Raw genomic sequence first — 15,958 nt, 5'->3', positions numbered from 1 at the left:
CGCGTCGCAGGGCCCTCGTACTGGGAGATTGAGCCATGCGGCTCCTCATCGTCGGACGGCTCACGGGCGAGCTCGTCACCGCCTCGAAGATCGCGATGAACCGCGGTGCCGCGGTCACCCATGCCGACGGCATCGAGCAGGGTCTCGCGACGCTGCGCGCCCGGGGGGCCGACCTGGTGATGGTCGAGGTCAGCCTCGACATCCGCCGGTTCGTGACCGCGCTGGCCGACGAGCGCATCCGCACGCCGGTGGTGGCGTGCGGCATCGCCTCGGATGCCAAGGCGGCGGTGGCCGCGATCCAGGCGGGTGCCAAGGAATACATCCCGCTGCCGCCCGATCCCGAGATGATCGCGGCGGTGCTGGAGGCGGTCGCCGCCGACGGTCGCAGCTTCGTCTGGCGCGATCCGGCCATGGAGCGCGTGGTCAAGCTCGCGGAGCAGGTCGCCCGCTCGGACGCCTCGGTGCTGATCACCGGCGAGAGCGGCACCGGCAAGGAGGTTTTGGCCCGCCACGTCCACGCCCGCTCGAACCGCGCGAACAAGCCCTTCATCTCGGTCAATTGCGCCGCGATCCCCGAGGCGCTTCTCGAATCCGAGCTCTTCGGCCACGAGAAGGGCGCCTTCACCGGCGCGGTGGCCCGGCGCATCGGCCGCTTCGAGGAAGCCAATGGCGGCACCCTGCTGCTCGACGAGATCTCGGAGATGGACGTGCGCCTGCAGTCCAAGCTCCTGCGCGCGCTGCAGGAGCGGGTCATCGACCGAGTCGGCGGCTCCGCCCCGGTGAAGGTCGATATCCGCGTGCTCGCCACCTCGAACCGCAAGCTCTCCGAGGAGGTCGCCAAGGGGACGTTCCGCGAGGATCTGTATTACCGCCTGAACGTCGTTCATCTGCGCATTCCTGCGCTCCGCGAACGTCCGGCCGACATCCTCGAACTCGCCGGCTTCTTCGCCAAGAAATACGCCGAGGCCAACGGCATGCCCGTGCGCCCGCTGTCCCGCGAAGCGCTTGCGCTGATCACCAAGAGCCCCTGGCGCGGCAACGTGCGCGAACTGGAAAACACCCTTCACCGCGCCGTGCTGCTCGCCTCCGGCGCCGAGATCGGCCACGACGCGGTCCTGACGCCGGAGGGCGACGCCATCGGCGGCGCGGCCGGGCCGGCCGAGCGCGCCGCGCAGGTGGCGGAGGCGGCGACCCGCGGCCTCGTCGGTCGGACCGTCGCCGATGTCGAACGCGACCTGATCCTCGACACCCTGGACCACTGCTTCGGCAACCGCACGCACGCGGCGCGCATCCTCGGCATCTCGATCCGCACCCTGCGCAACAAACTCAACGAGTACGTGCAGTCCGGGATCGGCGTGGCCGAGCCGGGCAGCGTGCGGGCGGTGGCGGCCTACGGATAAGACAACCCGCTCAGCGGCGCTTTCCGGCGCGGGCCTCGGCTTCCGCGTCCTGCCGGGCAGCGGTTTCCTGCATCTTCTTCATGGTGAGGAAGCGGACGATGTCGGACTCGACGTCGCGGATCGTCTCCTCGACGAGATGCACCTGCAGGCTGGCCTGAATGTGCCCGGGATCCAGGTTTTCGCGCTCCTGCAGCCGCAGGACGGCTTGGCGCACGACACCGTAGACCGCCTCGCGCTCCTGGCGGCTCATCGAAGGGCTGACGGCGCGCGCGACGAGGTCTGTGAAATCCGACATGGGTTTTACGGCAACGACGCAGGGCGAACGGTTCGGGACCTTAATCCGCTTCTAGTGCACGAGCCGGTCTCTCCGGAAGGCCGCCTGAGGCATGCCGGAAGTTGCAGGATGCGCGGTCTCGGCCGTCGGCCGCTCAGATGCGCTGGTCCCTGACGCCGCTGAGCAGGAGCGATCCGGCGCTGCAGAGGGCAAAGCAGCAGAAGAACGTCACCAGCAGCGTGTAGCCCCGTTCCGGATAGATCGAAGAGGCCGGCAGCGAGGGCGGCACGAACACCGCGAGATAGACCTGCTGCTTGCTCGCGGAGATGCGGGCCTTGTCGAGCATCAGGTGCAGCGATTCGTTGAGCTTCTCGGAGATCAGCTGCTCGATCTTCAGACCCTCGAATTCGAGGAGCGCCTGCGTGATGTTGTTGGGCGTGCCGGCGGCCAGCCCTTCGGTGGTGAGCTGGTCCTTCAACCGCTTCATCTGGCCGTCGATCGCCGCGACCGTCGCCGCCAAGGTCTGGATGCCGCGGGATTTCTCGTCGAGACGCGAGTCGCGCAACACCTGCAGGTCGTTCTCGGCCTTGAGCTTGTCCTTGTTCAGCAGGGCGATCGTCTGCAACGTCGATTCCGCCGTCTTGAGCGGATCGATGATGCCCCAGGTGTTGCGGAAATTCTGGAGGGCGAGCCGCGATTTCTTGAGACGCTCCTCGGCCGCCTGTGCATCCGTTTCAGCATGGGCGATGAGGTCGGCTCGCGCCCGCCGTGAGATCTCGTTGACGAGGCGCTCCGAGCGCTCGATCACCAGCTCGGCGATCGCGACGGAATTCTCGGGTTTGAAGGTTCGCACGCTGAGGGTGATCACGCCCGAGACCGCCTCGATATGGGCGTTGACGTGCTTCAGCCAGTACTTGGCGAATTCCTCGATCGGCTGCCCGTCGCGGTAACGTGCCCAGAAATCCGCGTCCGATCCCGAGAACATCTTCGAGACCTGGAGCGCCGATTGCGCGGCCTCCGCCATGGTGCGGCTGTGGACGAAATCGCGGACGATGAAGCTGTCCTGACTGTTGTGCTTCTGGATCAGGCTGGCGAACTCGCCGCCGCCGGAGGTCTCGCCCATCGGCTCGACGTCGCCGCGCACGGCGAACTTCGCCTGGGCGACGTACTGGTCCGAGGCGAAGACGAACAGGTAGAGGGCCATGATCGCAGTCGGCAGCACCACGAAATAGCCGAACCGCTTCGCCAGCACGACCTGCAGTCGCTCGGCCGGCTTCGGCGCGCGGGTGCGCAGGCCCGGCAGCTGCCGCCAATCGAGCCGCTCGCGGGCGCGGCGCAGCAGCGCAACGGTGCCGCCGTCCTTCAGCGGTTCGAGGGTTTCGATGTTGCGGCGCAGCTCGGGCACGGAGCGGCGCGCCAGGTCCATCAGGCCCTGCAGACCTTCGCTCGGCCTGACCTTGACCTCGCGCTCTTTGACCTCGTCGGGGTTCATCGAATTGGGTCCCTGCGGATCCACCGGCGGGTAGGACGGGCGGCGACCCGTCGCAGACCGCGTCGCATCGCGGCGTGCCCCGTCGGGAAGCCGTGGCCACATCATTCTCAGATCTCGTCTTTTTCGGCCCTTTTTGTGGCGCACGCGCCGCTGCGCCGCTCGCGGCGCGATTGCACATGCTCCGTGGTTTCGCGATAGGGCGAGCGGAGGCCCGTCACCGGGAGCGGACGCCTCCGAGGGATCAGGGTTTGGGCAAGGACCAGCAGCACGATGGTACCACCGCGGCCGGTGCAAGGCCGCGGGCGGCGAAAGGCGATTTCGACGACCTGATCGTGGTGTGCGCGAAATGCGCCAAGCGCCAGGGACTTGGCAAACGCGCCTTCGGCCGTTCGCTCAAGCGCGCCTTCAAGCGCGAGACGGGAGGACGCCGGATGCGGGTCGTCGAGACAGGTTGCCTCGGCCCGTGCCCGAAACGGCTGGTCGCCGTCGCGACATCGGATTCGATCAGCCGGAGCCGCGTCCTTCTGCTCGATCCGGCTCTGCCCCCGGCGACCGTCCGCGGCCTGTTTCCGGACGGCGATCGTCTCGCGCTGGAGCCGGGAGCGATCCCGTCGTGAGGACGGGTCCGATGGCCCGGTTCGGCCGGGCGCTGCTGCGCCGGATGCCCCTCGTCGGCACGGTCCTCGGCCTCGCGCTCGGCGTGTGGCTGATCGTCACGAACGACGTCGCTGCGATCGGATCGGCGTTCGGCCGGATCGGCTTGCTCGGTCTCGCCGGGGTGGTGCTGGTGCGCTTCGGCGTGATTCTGCTGTGCGGATTGGCCTGGGCGCGCATCCTCGACGGGCTTTCGGCGATCGAAACGGCGGCCTTCCTGATCCTTCGCTTCGTGCGTGAGGGCATCAACGTGCTGCTGCCGGTGGCCTCGGTCGGCGGCGAAGTCGTCGGCGGGCGTCTGCTGACCTTCTGGGGTGTCGGCGGCGCGCTCGCCGCCGCCTCCATCCTCGCCGACATGCTGATCCAAGTCGCCACCGAGATCGCCTTCACGCTCTTCGGCGTGCTGCTGCTGCTGCAGGTCGAAGGTGAGGCGGCGGCCTCCCTCGCGCGCTTTGCGCTGCAGGCGCTCGGCGTCGCGGTCGTCCTCCTCGCCGCCTTCTTCGCGTTCCAGCGCCTCGGCGCGGCCAAGCTGGTGGAACGCGGTTTCGCCGCCCTCGGGCGGCAGGTCGCCGGCACGACGACACCCGATCGGGCCGCCGGCGGGTCCGGGCTCGGGGTCCAGCCGGCCCTCGATGCGGTCTGGGATCGCGGCCGACGCGGCCGGCTCGCGCAGGGCTTCCTGCTCCACCTCGCCGCGTGGGGGCTCGGCGCGGCCGAGATCTGGATCGCGTTGACCTGCATCGGCGTCGCGGTCACCGTCACCGAGGTGATCGTGCTGGAATCGCTGTCGCAGGCGATCAAGTCGGCAGCCTTTCCGGTGCCGAGCGGCCTCGGCGTGCAGGAGGGCGGCTTCGTCGTGGTCGGCGCCCTGTTCGGCATCGATGCCGGTACGGCCATCGCCCTGTCCCTGGCCAAGCGCGTTCCCGACGTGGTGCTCGGCCTGCCGTCGCTCATCGCCTGGCAGATGCTGGAGGCCCGCCGGGCGACGATCCTGCCGCCCTCACAGGCGGAGAATTCCTGATGGCGGTGACGCGCCCCTATCGTGCTGAGGCCTTGCCGGACACCCACACCCTGAGCGCATCGAAGGTCGCGATGCCGGCCTCCAGCGCGTCGTCGCCGTCGAGCCCGTCGAGGCGGGCGCGGAAGGCGTTCCACATCCGCCCGGTGGCGCGGCCGTGACCGCGATAGTAGCTGCAGGCGGCCTCGGCGTTGGGACCATGGCGCTCGGCGATCGAGCGGCCGATCACTTGCCCGCCCAGCGTCGAGCCTTCGAGCACGTAAAGCGCACCGTAGCCCGAGGCCCGGCTCGTCAAGGCGTTGGGCAGGATAGCCGGCAACGCCGCGATGGACGTCGCATCGAGCCCGAGCCGAGCGAGATCCGCATCGAGCGCTCCAAGCCGTCTGCGTGGCCCGAAAAAATCTTCGTCGCCGAGGGCCAGGCCGATGGCCGGCTCGAAGCCGGCGTGGAAGCCGCGCATCAGCGCAAGAAGGTCGCGGTACCCCGGAAGCGTCGCGGTGCGCGCCTCCCAGTCGAGATCGCGTTCGAGGGCTTGATGCGCCTGCGCCGTTGCCGCCCGCAGCCGCGCATGCAGCCCCTCGCTCACGCGTGCACGGTGAAGCACGCGCCGGGCACGTTCTCGACCTCGATCCGCGCGTCGATCTGCTCGAGCATCGCCCGCACCAGCTTCATGCCGAGCCCGGTGCCCTTGGCCTTGCCGGTGTCCCAGTCGGGGGGAAGCCCCTCTCCGTCGTCGCAGACCCTGAGCGTCACGCCGTTCGCGACGCCCGAGACGCTCACGTTGACCCGGGCGCCCTGCTCCGGTCCGCCCGCATACTTGAAGGCGTTGGTGACGAGTTCGGTGGCGATCAGCGAAAGCGAGACCGCCTTCTGATAGGGCACCATCAGGCCGGGATCGGCGGTCAGCTCGACATGATGCTGGTTGCCGGCGAGTCCCGCGAGGTCCTTGCACAGGTTCTCGATGGTCTGGCCGAGATCGACCTCCTCGACGCTGCCGGCCTGATAGAGGCTGTCATGCACCCGCGCGACGCTCATCACGCGGCCGGAGGTCTCGGAGAAGGCCTGACGCGCGGCCGGGTCGGTGATCTGGCGGCGCTGCATGTGCAGGAAGGCGGATACGATCTGCAGCGAGTTCTTGACCCGATGGTCGATCTCCCGGGTCAGCAGATCCTTTTGCGCCAGGAGGCGCTCCTTCTCGACGAGCAGCTCGGTCAGTTCCTCGATTTTGCGGCGCTGGCGCAGCACCACGCCTTCGACGGCCTGGGCGAGCTGTTCGGCCAGCGAGACCTGCCAGTCCGCGAACGGCGTCGCGACGCCACGGCGCTCCTCGACCCAGCGCTCGAACGAGCGGCGCGGCAGCACGGCGACCGAACCCGACCCGGCGATGACGGGCTTGCGGGGATCGCCGCCCCAAGTGACCGTGCTCGGCACTTCCGGACGGAACCAGAGCAGCAGGTGAAGGCGCTCGGCATCGACGAAGGCGGCGAGCAGGCCACTGGCGGTTTCGGAATAGGCGCCGGCACGAGCATGGGCGCTGCTCAAGGCGTCGGTGGTGTAGCTCGGCTGGCCCGGAGGGAGCGCGTCCCGCAGCCAGTCGGCGAGCGCCTGCACCTCCTTCTCGGTCGGGCAGGCGCCAATCAGACTGATATGGCCCTCGGAGACGATGCCGGCACCCCCGACGTCGAACTGGTCGAGGAGCGTGCTCGATCCGACGGTGAGCGCCTGGACGAAATCGTCGGACTGCGCGAGGCCACGTACAAGCCGCCCTTGGATATCTAGATGGGTCTGCTGCTCGGCCCAGCGGCGGTGCGCCTCGATCTCCTGAACGCGCATGGCGAAGGCGTCGGTGAGCACCGTCGAGGCGGCCCGCGTCTCGGGCGCGACGTAATGCGGCTGGCGGTGATGGCCGATCATCAGGCCCCAGAGGCCGCCCTCGACCATGATCGAGATCGACATCGAGCCGTTCACGCCGAGATTGCGCTGATACTCGAGATGGATCGGCGAGAGCGTGCGGTTCTGGGCGAAGGTGAGGTCGATCGGGCCGTTGCCGGCCTCCTTGCCCACCACCAGCGGCACCGGCACGCAATCGCGGTCGATCACGAAGCGGCTTTTGGCCTTGTGGTAGAGCGCGCGCGCCTGGGCCGGAATGTCGGAAGACGGGAAGCGCAGGCCGATGAGCGGGCGCTGCCAATCCGGTGTCATATCCTCGGCGATGGCCTCGCCGTTCCATTCCGCATCGAAGCGGTAGACCAGCACGGATTCGAAGCCGGTGAGGATGCGGATCTCGCTCGCCACGATCCGCGCCGCCTCGTCGAGACTGCCGGCCGCCCGCAAGCGGACGACGGCGAGTTCGGTCTCGAGCGGGGTGGCCGAGCCGAAATCGTCCGGACGGTCGGGCGCGCGTTCCAATTCGACGATGACCCGGCCCGCACGGACATGGGCGACGGCGAAGAAGCGGTCCTCCGGCCGGCCGGCGAGGGTCACGGCCTGCCGGAGAAGGCGGCCGTCTTCGATGCTGCCGGCCGCGACACCCAATTCGACGAGCGCCACGAAGGCAGCGGGCAGGATCTCGCTCAGGTGGCGTCCCTCGAGCGGATTGTCGTCCTCGTCGAGGATGTCGCCGATATTGGCGCTGTGGGCGAGAATCGCGAGCGTTCCGGCATCGGCCGCGAGCATGACGGCGTTGGGCTGGATCGAGCCGGGGATATGGATCGGTTCGCGTTCGCAGAGGCTCGGATCGACCGGCTCGGCCCGCGCACGCCGGCCGACCGCCGCCATCACCGCTTCGCGCGAGCGGCCGGCGCCGACGTTTTCGAGGGCTGCGATCACCATCCAGTATCGGCCCGGCGTCGACGACGACCGGAGATGGATCCTGGCCCGCAGGGGCTGCGGCACGCGGCCGAACACGAACTCGAAGGTCTCATCGAGCCGACCGCGGCGGACGCCGCTCATGAAGCGTCCGTGAAAGCCCGGCACGTTCGTGCTGCGTACGACGTCGCGGAAGTAGTGGCGACCGACGACTGCGCCGGCACTGAAGCCCGACAGGCTCGCGGCGCCTTCGCTGAAGGAGAGAATCCTGCCGCCTGCATCCAACGCGATCACGCCCTGGTCGAGGCGGTCGATGTCCTCTGCCGACAAGGCGTCGAGGTCGACGGGATCTCCGCGGACGTCGTGGATCGTGGTGTTCGATGGGTCGATCATTCCGGCCCCGGTATGACCGGGGCCGTCCTCGCGCGCAATGCTCAGCCGATCAAAGCCGAAGGGATACGATCGAGATGATTTCGCACAACTTCGTCCTCAGCCTGCAGTTTTTTGTGCGATATCAGACAAAGCGGTCTGGAGACCTTCCTCGAGAGTCGGGTGGTAGAACGGTCGATCCAGCAGATCCCGCGCGGTATGGCCATCCTGGATCGCGAAAGCGAGGATATGCGCGAGGTGCTCGACCTCGGGACCGATCATCTCCCCGCCGAGAAGTCTGCCGCCGCGGTCGGCATGGATCCGCATCCCGCCCTGGTTGCGGCCCATGACCTGGGCGCGGCCCTGATCGCAGAGATCGACCCGGCCGACGATGCCATCATCGCCGCCGATCTCTCCGATGGCCGCGATCTGCGGCTCGGTGAAGACCATGGCGAGCTTGACCCAAGGCCGCGGATTTTCGATCGATCCCCGGTCCGATCGTGCGAGCGCCGCGGCGTTGCGGCCGGCGATACGGCCTTGGCGGCTCGCCTCGTGCAGGACGGGCCGGGCTGCGTTGGCATCTCCGGCGATGACGATCGGCGCGCCCTCGCAGACCAGGGAGCGCGGATCGAAGGTCGGGACGCCTCTGTCGTCGAGGGCCAAGCCGGTGCGGTCGAGGCCAAGTCCCGACAGGTTCGGTGGCCGGCCGGCCGCGACGAGGACTTTGGCGAAGGACGCTGACCCGCTGTCGCCGTCCTCACCCGACCAACGCAGTGAAACCCCGCGGCCGTTCACCTCCGCCTGCTCGACCTCGGCACCGAGATGCAGGGCGATGTCCTTGCCGAAGATCTCGCGTGCGGCACCGGCGAGATCGGTATCGGTGATGCCGCCGAGAGCCCCGGCCGGATCGAACAAGGCGGTCCCGACGCCGAGCCGCGCCAATGCCTGAGCCAGTTCGAGACCGACAGGACCACCGCCGAGTACAGCGATCGAGTCGGGCAGGTCTTCGAGTTCGAAGAGCGTGTCGGTGGTGAGCAGGCGCTCGCCCAGGCCTTTCAGCGGCTCGGGTATGCTCGGGCTCGATCCCGTCGCGATCACCGCTGCCTGGAAGCGCAGCCGAATGCGATCGTCGATGACGAGCGTCGTGGCGTCCTCAAACACGGCGCGGCCCGTGATCCGGCTTTCCTCGGGAAGTTTCTCCAAGCCCTCGAACACGCTGGCGACGAAGCAGTCGCGCTGCTCGCGCACCCGCTGCATCACCGCAGGGCCGTCGATCCGCACGCGCTCGACATGGATCCCGAAGCGGTGGGCTCCGCGAGCCCCGTGTGCCGCCTCGGCTGCGGTAACCAGCAGCTTCGAGGGCATGCAGCCGACCCGCGCGCAGGTCGTGCCGCCCGGTCCCTGCTCGATCAGGATCGAATTGACTCCGGCATCGAGTGCCGCCCGGTGCGCGGCGAGGCCGGCGGTGCCCGCGCCGATCACGGCGACGTCGCATGTGATCTCTCTCATGGAGATCAGGACGCCATGGTCAGGACGGCGCCGCCGTCGACGCGGAGGTTCTCGCCGGTGATGAAGCTCGCCTGCTCGGAGCACAGGAAGGCCACTGCGGCCGCGACCTCCTCGACTCGTCCGCGGCGCTTTGCGACGATACCGGGGCGCTTCTCGTCCAGAAAGGTCTCGATCGCCCGGTCGAAGGACACGCCCATCTCCTTGGCGCGCTTTTCCATCATGGCATCGGTCATCGGCGTGGCGATGTAGGCGGGAGCCACCGAGTTCACGAGCACGCCGTCGGGTCCGTAGGCCTTCGACAAGCCCTTGGTGAGATTCATCAACCCGGCCTTGGCCGCGCAATAGGGAAGCTCCTCGACATAGGGCTGAACGGCATCTTCCGAGGTGAACAGCACGATTCGGCCCCAGCCGGCCTCGCGCATGCCGGGGATGAAGGCCCGTGCCACCCGCACGGCGCCCATCAGATCGGCCTGGATCGTCTCCAACCAGCCCGCATCGTCGATCTCGAGGAAGTCACCGGTCGCGCCGGTCACGCCGGCGGAGTTCACCAGGATCGTCGGCTTCTGCCCGAACGCCGTGTCGGAAAAATCGCGCAACGCGAGCGCGCCGTCGTTCGAGGACAGGTCGGCGGCAAAGGCACGGACTTCGCCCAGGGCCGAGAGGCGCCCGGCGGCCTCCTTGACCTCGTCGTCCTTGATATCGGATAGGACGATCTTCACGCCCTCCCGCAGGAGGTATTCGGCAGTCGCGTAGCCCATGCCGGAATCGCCGCCCGTAACGACGGCGACGCGGCCGCTGATGCCGAGATCCATTCGAAACTCCGTATTTGGTGTTTGGCGCCCGTCGCGCTCGCCTTGGGAGCGATCGACGGGCCTGCGGCCATGGCCGCTGGACATTCGCTGGCCAACCCGAGGGGGACGGTGAGGTTCCGGGTTCGAGCCGCGTGCGGCGATGGCGACAGGGACGATGTCGGCCCGCTCCTCGTCAGGCGGACGAGCCCGGCAACGCATCCCGTTCCGCCGGACCTTCCAGCGCGGCATCGCTCTCGTCCTTCAGGGCGACACCGCTCAGTCCGCGCGAGAAGGTTTGAGCGATCAGCCAATGCAGCTTGAACGCCGCGAGGTCATGCGAGAGGCCGGCCGGACGGACGTTGGAGATGCAGTTGCGCTCGGCATCCGAGCGGCCGGGTTTCGGCTCGAACGTCAGATAGAGGCCGAGGCTGTCGGGCGACGAGAGCCCTGGGCGCTCGCCGATCAGCACGGCGACGGCCTTCGCCTTGAGGAGCATCCCGATCTCATCGCCCAACGCAACGCGCGCCTGGGACGCCACGACGACGGGACCGAGGCTCCAGCCGGCTTTATCGGCGAGCGGCTGCAACGCGGCCAGCATCCGCGCGGCGCCCTCGTGGACGGCGCGGGCGGACAAGCCGTCGGCCACGACGAGGGCGAGGTCGACGGACTCTCCGGCAGCCTCGACGAGGCTGTCGCGGCTCGCCGGTGCGAGGCGCCGGCCGTAATCGGGCCGGCGCAGATACGTCGCGCGGTCCTCGGCTCGGGAGGCGACGGCGGTGACGAATAGGCCGAGCGCTTCGACGGCCTCGGTGATCGCCTCCACATCCATCGGCGTATGCACGGCGTCGCGGGCCCGGGCGTGGGCGAGACCGAAGCCGAGCACCTCGCGCGTCGGCAGGCCGGACCCGGCACGGCCGAGCCCGATCCGTGCCGGTGTCAGCCGCGCGAGCCTTTTCCAGAGATCGTCCTCGCTCACGCGGCGAGATCCGGCGCGGCCGTGAGCAGGGCCGTGCCTGCGCCGCCGGGGAGCAGAGCGCCCTCCCCGTCCGCCAGGCCGATCTCGTGTAGCCACGCCGCGAATTCCGGGGCGCGCTTCAGCCCCAGCACCTCACGGATGTAGAGCGCGTCGTGGAACGAGGTGGACTGATAGTTCAGCATGACATCGTCGGCGCCGGGCACGCCCATGACGTAGGTGCAGCCTGCGGCGCCGAGAAGCGTCAGCAGGGTGTCCATGTCGTCCTGATCGGCTTCGGCGTGATTGGTGTAGCAGACGTCCACGCCGAGCGGCACGCCCATCAGCTTGCCGCAGAAGTGGTCCTCCAGCCCCGCGCGGATGATCTCCTTGCCGTCGTAGAGATACTCGGGGCCGATGAAGCCGACCACGCTGTTCACCAGCAGCGGACGATAGACCCGCGCCACGGCATAGGCCCGCGCCTCCAGAGTCTGCTGGTCGATTCCGTGATGCGCGTCGGCCGAGAGGGCCGATCCCTGGCCGGTCTCGAAATACATCACGTTGTCGCCGAGCGGCCCGCGCTTCAGCGCCAGCGCCGCCTCGTGCGCCTCCTTCAGGATCGCCAGGGTCACGCCGAAGCTCGCGTTGGCTTGCTGCGTGCCGGCGATGGATTGGAAGACGAGATCCACCGGCAGGCCGCGGTTCATGGCGTCGAGGGTGGTGGTGACGTGGGTGAGCACGCAGGACTGCGTCGGGATCGCGAGGCGCTGGATCACGTCGTCGAGCAGGCCGAGCAGGCTCGACAGCGTGCGGATCGAATCCGAAGCCGGGTTGATGCCGATCACCGCATCGCCGCAGCCGTAGGACAGGCCATCGAGGATCGAGGCGGTGATGCCCTTGGGCTCGTCCGTCGGATGGTTCGGCTGCAGCCGGACGGCCAGCGTTCCGGGCAGCCCGATGGTGTTGCGGAATTTCGTGACGACCCGGCATTTGCGGGCCACGAGGATCAGGTCCTGGTTGCGCATGATCTTCGAAACCGCAGCCGCGATCTCGGGTGTCACCGCGGGTGCGATCCGCGCAAGCGTCTCGGAAGAGGCCGTGAGCAGGAACTCGCGGAAATCGCCGACGGTGAGGTGGGCGATCTCGGCGAAGGCCGCCTGATCGTGGGTGTCGAGGATCAGGCGGGTGACGTCGTCGTCTTCATAGGGGATCAGCGGTCGGGCCACGATCTCCGAGAGTGCCACATCGGCGAGGCACCAGCGCGCGGCCATCATCTCCTCCGCCGATTCCGCAGCGATGCCGGCGAGGCGATCTCCGGAGCGGATCGGCGTCGCCTTGGCCATCAGCGTGGCGAGGTCGGCGAAGACGTGAGTGCGGGGGCCGACGACGTGGCGATAGGCCATCCGGTGTCTCCTGATGTCACCGGATCACAGGATGCCAGGATCGCGTCGCATGTCGAGCCTCACACCGCGCCGGCATGCGGCGCGGGCTCTTCCGTCGAGATCGCGTCGACCGTGCGCTCGGTCGGCTCGGGGCCGCCGTCGGCGCGCTCGATGCGGATCTGCATGTCCGTCGGCTCCATCTCGCCGTAGGGCGTGCAGAAAGCGATCTCGGCGGCGTCGCGGCCGACGCCGATGCGCACGAGACCGTCGAGATGGGCCTGCCGCGTCGCGTCGAACAGCCACCAGCGGCCGTCAAGATAGGCCTCGAACACCGCGTGGAAATCGGCCGGCACGAGGCCGTACGCATAGGCCGAGACGAAGCGGGCCGGGATGCCGAGCGCCCGGCAGAAGGCCGTGCCGAGATGCGCGAAATCGCGGCAGACTCCGGCGCGCTTCAACAGCGTCTCGTGTGCGGTGGTCTCGCCGTCGCTGGCGCCGCGCTGGTAGGCGATGTGCTCGTTGATCCAGGTGCAGATGTCGTTCACCCGGCGGTGGCCCTTGGGCAGATGCCCGAACTCGGCCTGGGCGAAGGCGGCGAGACGATCCGAGGAGACGAAGCGGCTTGGCAGCAGGAAGGGCAGGATGTCGAGCGGAAGCTCGGAGACCGGCGTCTCGTTGATCGTCGCCGGATCGGCACGATGCACGGTCAACTCGACCTCGGCATTGTATTCGAGCGAGAGCGGTCCGGGGACGACGTTGAGGCCGATGTAACGGTTCTTCATATCCGGCGTGACGTAGACGCGCCGGTCGATGTCGGGCGCGAAGGTCAGGATCTCGCTCGCGATCGAAAGACTTTTGAGATGCGCGACCTCGACGTTGAAAATAAAGGTGGTGGGGGCCTTCACCTGGTAGGCGAGGCTGCAGCCGAGTTTGAAGCGCACGTCGATGTCCGGAAGTTGGTGAGGTATCGGGGCCATGGTGAAATCACCATGCACGCCAACGTCTTCACCCTCTTTCCGCTCCCGCTCGAGCTGCCTCAATTTTGCGCTGCAGCAGGACGACGGTCAGGGAGCGCACGCCCTGTGCCCCATGGATGAGCACGCCCTCGATATCGGCCGTCGCGGACGGGCCGGTGTGCAGTACGGCATAGGCCGAGTTCGCGAATTCGGGACGGCGATACGCGGCTTGCACGGTGTCGACGATGTCGGCCGGATCGAGCAGCACGATCAGATGCTGCGCGAGATAGGCGACGGCGTTCACGACGAGCTCGCGCTCTGTGAACAGGACCGAGCCGGACTCGGCGATACCGAAAGCGGCACGCACCACGGCGACATCGACGTCCTCGAGATCCGCCGGTCTCGCCACCATCGCGAGATCGCGGTTGCCTGTTACCTCGGGCACGGTCGAGGCCACGACCTTCGAACTGTCGAGACGCTCGCGCACGGCCGCCAGCGGGTCCGTATCGCCGGCCGGTTCGATGCGGCCGCCCATGCGCTTCAAGCGTTCGCCGAACTCCTCGACGAGATCCGCAGTGACCAGCGGTGTGAAGGCCGGGATTGCCGGCAGCGGGAAATTGCCTTTCGGCCGGTTCGTTCGGATGGCGGCGAGCGTCGCCGCGCGGCTCGTCATTTCGCGTCGTCCTTCATCCGGTTCTGCCTGTACCAGCTGTGAAAGCTCTGTTTCGGGGTCTCCGGCATCTCGCGGCCCTTCCCCCAGGTGTTGAGCGGATTATAAACGGCGAAGCGCGGCAGCGCCCGGAGCGCCGAATCGCCGGTGCCGATCGCCGCGCGATAGGCGGCCGGGCGGCTGAGCACGGCGCCGGCCGCCTTCATCATGCCCTGCTTCAGCAGCGGGATCTGGTGCTCCTCGGCCAGCACCTTGCGCCAAGCGAAGATCTGCTCGTGGATGTTGATCTTCACTGGGCAGACGTTGGTGCAGGAGCCGTTCATCGTGGAGGAGAACGGCAGGGTCGAATACTTCCGCTTGTTGAAGGTCGGGTCGATGATCAGCCCGATCGGTCCGGAATAGGTCGCCCCGTAGGAGAGGCCTCCCGAGCGCCGGTAGACCGGGCAGGTGTTCATGCAGGCGCCGCAGCGGATGCACTTCAACGAGGTCCAGAACTCCTCCATCCCGAGCCGGGCCGAACGGCCGTTATCGACCAGCACCATGTGCATCTCCGAGCCGGCCCGGGGCTTGCGGAAATGCGAGGTGTACTGGGTGATGGTCGAGCCCAGCGCCGAGCGGGCGAGCACCCGGATGAACACGCCGAGATGCTCGATTCGCGGGATCAGCTTCTCGATGCCGATCGAGTGGATCTGAAGTTTCGGCACGTTGCCGGAGAGGTCGGCATTGCCCTCGTTGGTGCAGGTGACGACGGTGCCGGTCTCGGCGATGGCGAAGTTGCAACCCGTCATCCCCGCATCCGCCTGCAGGATGAGCGGGCGCGTCGTCATGCGCTGGCTCTCGGCGAGGTAATGCGCGTCGTCGTTGGTCGGGTCGGTACCCAGCGTGCGGGCGAAGACCTCGGCGACGTCGATGCGGGTCTTGTGGACCGCCGGCATCACGACGTGGCTCGGCTCCTCGTCGTCGAGCTGCTGGATGCGCTCGCCGAGATCGGTCTCGATGATGTCGATGCCGTTGGCCGCCATGTAGTGGCGAAAGCCGCATTCCTCGGTCAGCATCGACTTCGACTTGATCAGCGTCTTCGCGCCGTGATCCTTGAGGATGCCGTGGACGATGCGGTTGTGTTCGACGCCGTCCGCCGCCCAGTGGACGTGAACGCCATTGGCCTTGGCCGCCGCCTCGAATTGCTCGAGGTATTCGTCCAGATGGCTGAGCGTGTGCGTCTTGATCTGCGAGGCGAGCTCGCGAAGCTCTTCCCATTCGGGGATCGCCTGGGTGGCGACGTCGCGCTTCTTGCGGACGTCCCACAGGCGGGCGTCGTGCGCGGCCTGATGCAGCGGCGCGGCCAGGAAGCGCTCGGCCGCCTCGGCCTGATCGATCGGCCTGTCGCCGCGGATCTTCGCGCCGCGGGGCTGGGCCTCGCGGGTTGCCGGCGCGCGGACCGGTTTCGAGGCGCCTTCGGCATGTTGGAGGCGCTGGCCGTCCTGGCCACGGGCGCTTTCGTCGCTCGCCGGTTGGACGTGCGGATGAAGCGAATCTTCCTGCGGACGCAGGTCTTCGGCGCTCATGGCAACAGCTCCACGGCCCAGACATCGTTCACCCCGTCATTGCGAGCGCAGCGAAGCAATCCAGGGCCATAGTCTCGACGGTTTGAGAGTCGGCCCTGGATTGCTTCGCTGCGCTCGC

Annotated in this window: 14 protein-coding genes; 3 read left to right on the top strand and 11 right to left on the bottom strand. The window is 68.1% G+C overall.

The window, feature by feature from the left end:
• Positions 1–35 precede the first annotated feature (35 nt).
• Positions 36–1,400 carry a sigma-54-dependent transcriptional regulator FlbD gene (flbD, locus tag MHA02_RS05745; RefSeq protein ID WP_147077469.1) on the top strand — a complete coding sequence of 455 codons (1,365 nt, stop codon included), beginning with the start codon at positions 36–38 and terminating at the stop codon, positions 1,398–1,400.
• 10 nt (positions 1,401–1,410) lie between these two features.
• On the opposite strand, the gene MHA02_RS05740 is transcribed toward flbD, so the two are convergent.
• Both MHA02_RS05740 and MHA02_RS05735 read right to left on the bottom strand, forming a co-directional pair.
• Complete coding sequence (locus tag MHA02_RS05740) at positions 1,411–1,695, bottom strand: hypothetical protein (protein ID WP_147077467.1); 285 nt, start codon at positions 1,693–1,695, stop codon at positions 1,411–1,413.
• Between the two features lie 133 nt (positions 1,696–1,828).
• On the bottom strand, positions 1,829–3,166 hold the full coding sequence (locus MHA02_RS05735; protein ID WP_147077465.1) for a KpsE/RkpR family capsule polysaccharide export protein: 1,338 nt from the start codon (positions 3,164–3,166) through the stop codon (positions 1,829–1,831).
• A gap of 248 nt (positions 3,167–3,414) precedes the next feature.
• Between MHA02_RS05735 and MHA02_RS05730 the strand changes: the two genes are divergently transcribed.
• A complete protein-coding gene (locus MHA02_RS05730; protein WP_174804650.1) occupies positions 3,415–3,783 on the top strand; it encodes a (2Fe-2S) ferredoxin domain-containing protein in 369 nt (122 codons plus the stop codon).
• An 11-nt stretch (positions 3,784–3,794) separates the two neighbouring features.
• Positions 3,795–4,841: a lysylphosphatidylglycerol synthase domain-containing protein gene (locus tag MHA02_RS05725; RefSeq protein WP_147077463.1), complete on the top strand. Its 1,047-nt coding sequence runs from the start codon at positions 3,795–3,797 to the stop codon at positions 4,839–4,841.
• Between the two features lie 16 nt (positions 4,842–4,857).
• Here the strand turns inward: MHA02_RS05725 and MHA02_RS05720 are convergent, their stop codons facing one another.
• From MHA02_RS05720 to MHA02_RS05680, 9 genes are all read right to left on the bottom strand, one after another.
• A complete protein-coding gene (locus MHA02_RS05720) occupies positions 4,858–5,424 on the bottom strand; it encodes a biliverdin-producing heme oxygenase (protein ID WP_147077515.1) in 567 nt (188 codons plus the stop codon).
• Positions 5,421–8,039, bottom strand: coding sequence for a histidine kinase dimerization/phosphoacceptor domain -containing protein (locus tag MHA02_RS05715; RefSeq protein ID WP_147077461.1), 2,619 nt, complete (start codon positions 8,037–8,039; stop codon positions 5,421–5,423). The genes MHA02_RS05720 and MHA02_RS05715 overlap by 4 nt, the downstream gene beginning before the upstream one ends.
• A 96-nt stretch (positions 8,040–8,135) precedes the next feature.
• Positions 8,136–9,524, bottom strand: coding sequence for a dihydrolipoyl dehydrogenase (locus MHA02_RS05710; RefSeq protein ID WP_147077459.1), 1,389 nt, complete (start codon positions 9,522–9,524; stop codon positions 8,136–8,138).
• 5 nt (positions 9,525–9,529) lie between these two features.
• Positions 9,530–10,336: an SDR family NAD(P)-dependent oxidoreductase gene (locus MHA02_RS05705; RefSeq protein WP_147077457.1), complete on the bottom strand. Its 807-nt coding sequence runs from the start codon at positions 10,334–10,336 to the stop codon at positions 9,530–9,532.
• A gap of 172 nt (positions 10,337–10,508) precedes the next feature.
• Positions 10,509–11,291, bottom strand: coding sequence for an ethanolamine ammonia-lyase subunit EutC (gene eutC, locus MHA02_RS05700; RefSeq protein ID WP_147077455.1), 783 nt, complete (start codon positions 11,289–11,291; stop codon positions 10,509–10,511).
• The gene (locus MHA02_RS05695; protein ID WP_147077453.1) at positions 11,288–12,670 is read right to left on the bottom strand and encodes an ethanolamine ammonia-lyase subunit EutB; all 1,383 of its coding nucleotides are present in this window, start codon (positions 12,668–12,670) and stop codon (positions 11,288–11,290) included. Before MHA02_RS05695 ends, eutC begins: the two co-directional genes overlap by 4 nt.
• Before the next feature lie 59 nt (positions 12,671–12,729).
• A complete protein-coding gene (locus tag MHA02_RS05690; protein WP_147077513.1) occupies positions 12,730–13,590 on the bottom strand; it encodes a transglutaminase-like domain-containing protein in 861 nt (286 codons plus the stop codon).
• 64 nt (positions 13,591–13,654) lie between these two features.
• Complete coding sequence (locus MHA02_RS05685; protein WP_147077451.1) at positions 13,655–14,278, bottom strand: LutC/YkgG family protein; 624 nt, start codon at positions 14,276–14,278, stop codon at positions 13,655–13,657.
• The gene (locus MHA02_RS05680; protein ID WP_147077449.1) at positions 14,275–15,840 is read right to left on the bottom strand and encodes a lactate utilization protein B; all 1,566 of its coding nucleotides are present in this window, start codon (positions 15,838–15,840) and stop codon (positions 14,275–14,277) included. The genes MHA02_RS05685 and MHA02_RS05680 overlap by 4 nt, the downstream gene beginning before the upstream one ends.
• Positions 15,841–15,958 lie beyond the last annotated feature (118 nt).

Origin of the sequence: Methylobacterium haplocladii, from assembly GCF_007992175.1 — a bacterium.
Lineage (GTDB): Bacteria > Pseudomonadota > Alphaproteobacteria > Rhizobiales > Beijerinckiaceae > Methylobacterium > Methylobacterium haplocladii.
This window is presented reverse-complemented; position numbering and strand designations above follow the sequence as displayed.